The organism is Serratia sp. BW106, assembly GCF_002607755.1.
Classification (GTDB): Bacteria; Pseudomonadota; Gammaproteobacteria; order Enterobacterales; family Enterobacteriaceae; genus Serratia; species Serratia proteamaculans.
The window spans coordinates 196,427-202,930 of record NZ_MCGS01000014.1; the positions used below are offsets into that span (position 1 = coordinate 196,427).

9 protein-coding genes are annotated in these 6,504 nt (G+C 55.6%); 8 read left to right on the forward strand and 1 reads right to left on the reverse strand.

Going from position 1 to position 6,504, the window contains the following annotated elements:
- Window position 1: 1 nt before the first annotated feature.
- The 3 genes from kefB (at window position 2) to slyD (ending at window position 2,753) form a co-directional block, all read left to right on the forward strand.
- Entirely contained in the window at window positions 2-1,810 is a 1,809-nt protein-coding gene (gene kefB, locus BEI65_RS12130) for a glutathione-regulated potassium-efflux system protein KefB (RefSeq protein WP_099063552.1), read from the forward strand.
- A 14-nt stretch (window positions 1,811-1,824) separates the two neighbouring features.
- Entirely contained in the window at window positions 1,825-2,028 is a 204-nt protein-coding gene (locus BEI65_RS12135; protein ID WP_012147237.1) for a YheV family putative zinc ribbon protein, read from the forward strand.
- A gap of 122 nt (window positions 2,029-2,150) precedes the next feature.
- On the forward strand, window positions 2,151-2,753 hold the full coding sequence (slyD, locus tag BEI65_RS12140; RefSeq protein ID WP_085119777.1) for a peptidylprolyl isomerase: 603 nt from the start codon (window positions 2,151-2,153) through the stop codon (window positions 2,751-2,753).
- 58 nt (window positions 2,754-2,811) lie between these two features.
- Here the strand turns inward: slyD and BEI65_RS12145 are convergent, their stop codons facing one another.
- The gene (locus BEI65_RS12145; RefSeq protein WP_099063553.1) at window positions 2,812-3,039 is read right to left on the reverse strand and encodes a SlyX family protein; all 228 of its coding nucleotides are present in this window, start codon (window positions 3,037-3,039) and stop codon (window positions 2,812-2,814) included.
- A 370-nt stretch (window positions 3,040-3,409) separates the two neighbouring features.
- Here BEI65_RS12145 and fkpA point away from each other — a divergent pair, with 370 nt between their 5' ends.
- The 5 genes from fkpA to tusB all read left to right on the forward strand — a co-directional run bounded on the left by fkpA (window position 3,410) and on the right by tusB (window position 6,414).
- Window positions 3,410-4,243 carry an FKBP-type peptidyl-prolyl cis-trans isomerase gene (gene fkpA / locus BEI65_RS12150; RefSeq protein ID WP_099063554.1) on the forward strand — a complete coding sequence of 278 codons (834 nt, stop codon included), beginning with the start codon at window positions 3,410-3,412 and terminating at the stop codon, window positions 4,241-4,243.
- Between the two features lie 394 nt (window positions 4,244-4,637).
- Entirely contained in the window at window positions 4,638-5,360 is a 723-nt protein-coding gene (locus BEI65_RS12155; protein ID WP_165366404.1) for a transcriptional regulator, read from the forward strand.
- Window positions 5,360-5,749, forward strand: a complete 390-nt coding sequence (gene tusD / locus BEI65_RS12160; protein ID WP_099063556.1) for a sulfurtransferase complex subunit TusD — start codon at window positions 5,360-5,362, stop codon at window positions 5,747-5,749. Before BEI65_RS12155 ends, tusD begins: the two co-directional genes overlap by 1 nt.
- Window positions 5,750-5,757: 8 nt before the next feature.
- The gene (gene tusC / locus BEI65_RS12165; RefSeq protein WP_099063557.1) at window positions 5,758-6,117 is read left to right on the forward strand and encodes a sulfurtransferase complex subunit TusC; all 360 of its coding nucleotides are present in this window, start codon (window positions 5,758-5,760) and stop codon (window positions 6,115-6,117) included.
- Window positions 6,118-6,126: 9 nt separating this feature from the next.
- Window positions 6,127-6,414, forward strand: a complete 288-nt coding sequence (gene tusB, locus BEI65_RS12170) for a sulfurtransferase complex subunit TusB (protein WP_099063558.1) — start codon at window positions 6,127-6,129, stop codon at window positions 6,412-6,414.
- The last annotated feature ends 90 nt before the right edge of the window (window positions 6,415-6,504 follow it).

Genomic DNA, 6,504 nt, shown 5'->3' on the forward strand with positions numbered 1-6,504 from the left:
CATGGAAGGTTCAACCTTACTGACCGCAATTTTACTGTTCCTGTTCGCCGCGGTGGTCACGGTGCCGATCGCTCGTCGCCTGGGCATTGGCGCAGTGTTGGGATATCTGATCGCCGGTATCGCCATCGGCCCTTGGGGGCTGGGCTTTATCCGTGACGTTGACGAGATCCTGCACTTTTCCGAACTGGGCGTGGTGTTCCTGATGTTTATCATCGGGCTGGAACTGAACCCGAGCAAACTGTGGGAGTTGCGGCGCTCCATCTTTGGCGTCGGTGCCGGGCAGGTGCTGATTACCGCCACGGTGCTGGGGGCGCTGCTTTATCTGACTCATTTCGCCTGGCAGGCCGCCGTAATCGGGGGCATTGGGCTGGCGATGTCGTCAACCGCCATGGCGCTGCAGCTAATGCGCGAGAAGGGCATGAACCGCAATGAGGGCGGCCAACTGGGGTTCTCGGTATTGCTGTTCCAGGATATGGCGGTGATCCCGGCGCTGGCGCTGATCCCGATCCTGGCCGGGGCCGGGGGCAGCAGTGACGACTGGGCACAAATTGCACTCAAGGTGGCGGCGTTCGGCGGCATGCTGATCGGTGGACGTTTCCTGCTGCGGCCGCTGTTTCGCTATATCGCCTCCTCCGGGGTGCGTGAAATCTTCACCGCTGCCGCTCTGCTGGTGGTGCTGGGGGCGGCGCTGTTTATGGATGCGCTTGGCCTGTCGATGGCGCTTGGGACCTTTATCGCCGGCGTGCTGCTGGCGGAGAGTGAATATCGCCATGAGCTGGAGATTTCAATCGAGCCATTCAAGGGGCTGCTGCTGGGGCTGTTCTTTATCTCGGTGGGTATGGCGTTAAATATCGGCGTACTCTATACCCATCTGGCCGAAGTGTTGATTGGCGTGGTGGCGCTGGTGGCGATCAAGTCAGGGGTGTTGTATTCACTGTCGCGTATCTTCGGCCTGCGCAGTTCGGTACGTTTGCAGTTTGCCGGCGTGCTTAGCCAGGGCGGTGAGTTTGCCTTTGTGCTGTTCTCGGCGGCGGGCACGCAGAAGGTGTTGCAGCCCGATCAACTCGCGCTGCTGTTGGTGGTGGTCACTCTGTCGATGATGACCACGCCGCTGCTGATGCAAATTATTGATCGCATCCTGGCGCGCCGTTACAACGCCCGCGATGAAGACGAAGAGACGCCGTATGTGGAGGACGATGACCCGCAGGTGATCATCGTCGGTTTCGGGCGTTTTGGTCAGGTGATCGGCCGGTTGCTGATGGCCAACAAGATGCGCATCACCGTGTTGGAGCGTGATGTCAGCGCTGTCGGTGTGCTGCGCCGCTACGGTTACAAGGTGTATTACGGCGACGCCACCGAACTGGAGCTGCTGCGTGCGGCCGGTGCGGCGAAGGCCAAGTCGATTATGATCACCTGTAATGAACCTGAAGACACCATGGAAATCGTGCGTCTGTGCCAGCAGCATTTTCCCGACCTGAGCATTCTGGCGCGGGCTCGCGGTCGTGTGGAGGCGCACGAATTGCTGCAGGCCGGGGTCAAACAGTTCAGTCGTGAAACTTTTTCCAGCGCGCTGGAGCTGGGGCGCAAGGCGCTAACGGAGCTGGGTATGCATCCGCATCAGGCCTACCGGGCGCAGCAGCACTTCCGCCGGTTGGATATGCGTATGCTGCGTGAGCTGATGCCTCCGCATCACGGCGATGTGGCGCAGATTTCCCGCGTAAAAGAAGCGCGGCGCGAGTTGGAAGAACTTTTCCATCGAGAAATGCAAAAAGAGAGTCGCCAGTTCGACGGCTGGGATGAATACGAATAATTTGGAGCACTGAGATGTCTGCAACACGTAAAAGATTTATCGCCGGGGCGGTCTGCCCGAGCTGTAAGGCTATGGATACGCTGGCAGTTTGGCGTGAAGACCAGGTTGAAGTGGTGGAGTGCGTTAAGTGCGGCCATCATCAGCGGCAGACCGAAGAGCAGGTAGAAAAGCACGTCCGGCCGCAGGAACAGGTGATCGGTATTTTCCATCCGGAGTAGCGTTATCGAGCGCGATTTTTTATGCTGGAGGGTACAGCGGGAAAGATTTCCGATACAATCTGTCCGGTTAAGGCGCAGCCCCCATGACGGTTGCGTCCAAGTATCCAACGGTAGGAGATATCATGAAAGTAGCAAAAGACTTGGTGGTCAGCCTGGCTTATCAAGTACGTACAGAAGACGGTGTTTTGGTTGATGAGTCTCCGGTGAGTGCGCCGCTGGACTATCTGCACGGGCATGGCTCTCTGATTGCAGGTCTGGAAAAAGCTCTCGAAGGCCACGAAGCGGGCGATCGTTTTGACGTGAATGTTGGCGCTAACGATGCGTACGGCAACTACGACGAAAACCTGGTGCAGCGCGTGCCGAAAGACGTCTTTATGGGCGTTGACGAGTTGGAAGTGGGTATGCGCTTCCTGGCTGATACCGATCAGGGCCCAGTGCCGGTCGAAATCACCGAAGTGGACGGCGATCACGTAGTGGTTGACGGTAACCACATGCTGGCGGGTCAGAACCTGAACTTCAACGTGGAAGTTGTCGCGATCCGCGAAGCTACCGCTGAAGAACTGGCGCACGGCCACGTACACGGCGAGCACGATCATCACCACGACCATGAACACGGTGAAGGCTGCTGCGGCGGTCATGGCCACGATCACGATCATGACCATGCGCATGACCAGGATCAAGCCAAGAAAGGCGGTTGTGGTAACGGCGGTTGCGGCTGCCACTAATCGCAGCGCAGTAACGGCAAAAAAGGGCGGCCCTGGGGCTGCCCTTTTTTATGGTTTATCAATAATGTGGTGGCGGTGTTTCTTCCGACTGCGAAGCTATCATCGACGTCTGGGTCGAACGCATTTTATCGGTCAGCACGCGCAGATGTTCCTGCAATTTCAGCATTTCAAGCTGGTGCTGTACCAGGGTCTGGTTGAGATCTTCGATGGTGACTTCCTGGAAGGCCTGACGGCTCTCCAATTCTTCAAGCCGCAGTAACAGGCTTTGGTTATCGGCGTTGTGCATGGGTGCTACCTCTGACGCGGTTTAATCCTGAATCTGACGCTATGTTAACAGCTGCCGCCGGCTTTGCGCTGCGCTATTTCACCCCGTTCCGTTGGGGCGATAACCGAGCGTGTTGGTGCACTGTGTAAAGTGCTGAAAAATAGAGCGCTTACCTTGGGCGGATTTGTTACCGTTGGGCGTCAGATGGTGGAAAAATCTGATTTATCATATGGGTAGCACATTAAACGAAACTTCTGTTTAAAGCTGGAGTCACACTTTGACTCGATTGGTTACCTGTGTGACTGTTTTGTTTTGTTTCGGACAGCTATAGTAGCCCGGTTATCTTACTTAATGATTGTTTGGGGCATCGCTTCAGACACTGGAGAAATGGATGAAATCTTTGTTTAAAGTCACGCTTCTGGCAACCACCATGGCTTTTGCTTTGAATGCGACCCAGGTCATGGCTGCCGATGCAGCTAAACCAGCAGAAGCGGCTAAAGCTGCCGACGCGGCACCAAGCACTGGCAAGTTCAAGAGTGACGACGAGCAAGCGGCTTACGCACTGGGTGCATCCCTGGGCCGTTACATGGACAACTCGCTGAAAGAGCAAGAAAAACTGGGTATTAAACTGGACAAAGACCAGTTGATCTCAGGCGTTCAGGACGCTTTCGCCAACAAGAGCAAGCTGAACGACGCAGATATCGAAAAAACCCTGCAGAGCTTTGAAGCGCGCGTGAAGGCTTCTGCTCAGGCGAAGATGGAGCAGGACGCGAAAGATAACGAAGCGAAAGGCACCAAGTACCGTGACACCTTCGCTAAAGAGAAAGGCGTGAAGAAAACCGAGTCTGGCCTGCTGTATCAGGTAGAGAAGCCAGGTACCGGTGCTGCGCCTAAAGACAGCGATACCGTTGTGGTGAACTACAAGGGCACCCTGACCGACGGTACCGAGTTTGATAACTCGTACACCCGTGGCGAGCCACTGTCATTCCGTCTGGACGGCGTGATCCCAGGCTGGACTGAAGGCCTGAAACACATTAAGAAAGGCGGCAAAATCAAGCTGGTTATCCCACCGGCGCTGGCCTACGGTAAAACTGGCGTCCCGGGTATCCCGGCTAACTCCACTCTGGTGTTCGACGTTGAGCTGCTGGATGTGAAAGCCGCGCCGAAAGCAGACGCCAAGGCTGAGAAACCGGCTGACGCAGCGGCTGATGCCAAAGCACAGTAAGTTTGCCTGAGTCCCCACACCGCCGCGAACATTCTTCGCGGCGGTGTTCATTTCAGCCTGCCGAATCGGGCGTAACTTTCACTTCCTCCTCCACTGATTGCTTGACGCCTGCCGGGCATCGGGCTTAACGTCAATACCACGCGCAAACGCAAGGACTTTACTCTGGCTGTTTTGCTAGACTAATTATCCGGACTTATAAGTCATGCGCCTGCCCCTTAGGGCGTGTACCTAAAACTGTTCCTGGCCGTCAAGGTCGGCGGACGCATGTCGTGCTGTTTCATACTGATATCAGCCAGCTCGCACACCCTGAGCAATCCCGGGGAGTGAAGAAGCCCGCACGAGCAGTTTTAGCTGCGCCCCCTGGCACAGGCGATCTTTGAGGGTGGTATTTTCGATGTCTAATTCGCTTTTATCCAGCGAAGCCAGCGAACTTGATTTGCTGAACGAACGTCCGTTTACCCAAACGGATCATGAAATTCTGAAGTCTTACGAAGCCGTGGTTGATGGCCTGGCGATGTTGATCGGTGGGCACTGTGAGATTGTGCTGCACGCACTGGAAGATTTGAAATGCTCGGCGGTACGTATTGCCAACGGGGAGCATACCGGGCGGCAAATCGGTTCGCCGATCACCGACCTGGCGCTGCGCATGTTGCATGACATGGCCGGCAATGACAGCAGTGTATCGCAAGCCTATTTTACCCGCGCCAAGAGCGGTGTGCTGATGAAGTCGGTGACTATCGCCATTCGCAACCACGATCAGCGGGTGATCGGCCTGCTGTGTATTAACATGAACCTCGACGTGCCTTTCTCTCAGGTGATGCAGACCTTTATGCCGCCGGAAACTCAGGAAGTGGCTCCTTCGGTTAACTTTGCGTCTTCCGTTGACGACTTGGTGGCTCAAACGCTGGAGTTCACCATTGAGGAAGTTAATGCCGATCGTAACGTCTCCAACAATGCCAAAAATCGTCAGGTGGTGCTGAACCTCTACGAGAAAGGCATTTTTGACATCAAGGATGCGATTAACCAGGTGGCGGATCGTCTGAATATCTCCAAGCACACCGTGTATCTGTACATCCGCCAGTTCAAAAGCGGCGATTTGGTGGGAACTGACCGCTGATGCTGAATTACTGCCTTTTGGTCACCGGGCCGGCGTATGGTACCCAGCAGGCCAGCAGTGCCTACCAGTTTGCTCAGGCTTTGCTGGCGAAAGGGCACCGCCTCTCCAGCGTATTTTTTTACCGTGAAGGGGTGTTTAACGCCAACCAACTGACGGCGCCCGCCGGTGATGAGTTCGATTTGGTTCGCGGCTGGGTGCAGTTGGCACAGCAACACCGTGTTGAGCTCAATGTCTGCGTGGCGGCTGCGTTGCGACGTGGGGTGACCGATGAACAGGAAGCGGCTCAGCAGGGGCTGGCTGCGGCAAACCTGCAGCCGGGTTTTATCCTCAGCGGGTTAGGTTCACTGGCAGAGGCTGCGCTGAGCAGTGACCGCCTGGTACAGTTCTAAGAGAATTTATGAAACGAGTCGCTTTTGTTTTTACCCAGGCTCCGCACGGCAGTAGCGGCGGCAGGGAAGGGTTGGATGCGTTACTGGCCACTTCGGCGCTGAGCGACGATCTGGGCGTGTTTTTTATCGGTGATGGCGTGTTGCAGCTATTGCCGGGGCAGCAACCGGAAAAAATTCTGGCTCGCAATTACATTGCCACCTTTGGCGTATTGCCGTTGTATGACGTTGAGCAGTGTTATCTGTGCCAGGCATCCTTGCAGGAACGCGGTCTGAGTCAGGTGACCGACTGGGTGCTGGACGCCGAGGTATTGGCACCGGATGCGCTGCGTCAACAGTTAGCCGACTATGATGCGGTGATGACTTTTTAGGAAATCCTGATGCTGTATACCCTTGGCCGTTCCCCCACTCAATGCGATTTACCTGCGTTGCTGCGCCTGGCGGCAGCGGGCGATGACCTGCTGTTGTTACAGGATGGCGTGCTGGCCGGCCTGGCCGGGAGTGCGCATCTTGAATTGCTGCTCAACGCCCCCATATCCCTTTATGCACTGCAGGATGACCTGGAGGCCAGAGGCCTGGTTGGTCATTTTTCGCACAAGATCACTGTCATCGGCTATAATCACTTCGTTGAATTAACCGAAAAACACCGCAGCCAAATGTCTTGGTGATGAGAGTATTGTTGTATATTTCTTGACACATCTACTACTCAGCCCTAAAATTCTGCGTCCCGTACTTTGCCAGTAGTGCATACGGGGGGA

What these genes read in the sequence shown, in the direction of transcription:
- tusD (WP_099063556.1), top strand. Translation starts at nt 5,360, where the DNA reads ATGCTGAATTACTGCCTTTTGGTCACCGGGCCGGCGTATGGTACCCAG.
- slyD (WP_085119777.1), top strand. Translation starts at nt 2,151, where the DNA reads ATGAAAGTAGCAAAAGACTTGGTGGTCAGCCTGGCTTATCAAGTACGT.
- kefB (WP_099063552.1), top strand. Translation starts at nt 2, where the DNA reads ATGGAAGGTTCAACCTTACTGACCGCAATTTTACTGTTCCTGTTCGCC.
- tusC (WP_099063557.1), top strand. Translation starts at nt 5,758, where the DNA reads ATGAAACGAGTCGCTTTTGTTTTTACCCAGGCTCCGCACGGCAGTAGC.
- tusB (WP_099063558.1), top strand. Translation starts at nt 6,127, where the DNA reads ATGCTGTATACCCTTGGCCGTTCCCCCACTCAATGCGATTTACCTGCG.
- fkpA (WP_099063554.1), top strand. Translation starts at nt 3,410, where the DNA reads ATGAAATCTTTGTTTAAAGTCACGCTTCTGGCAACCACCATGGCTTTT.
- BEI65_RS12145 (WP_099063553.1), bottom strand. Translation starts at nt 3,039, where the DNA reads ATGCACAACGCCGATAACCAAAGCCTGTTACTGCGGCTTGAAGAATTG.
- BEI65_RS12135 (WP_012147237.1), top strand. Translation starts at nt 1,825, where the DNA reads ATGTCTGCAACACGTAAAAGATTTATCGCCGGGGCGGTCTGCCCGAGC.
- BEI65_RS12155 (WP_165366404.1), top strand. Translation starts at nt 4,638, where the DNA reads ATGTCTAATTCGCTTTTATCCAGCGAAGCCAGCGAACTTGATTTGCTG.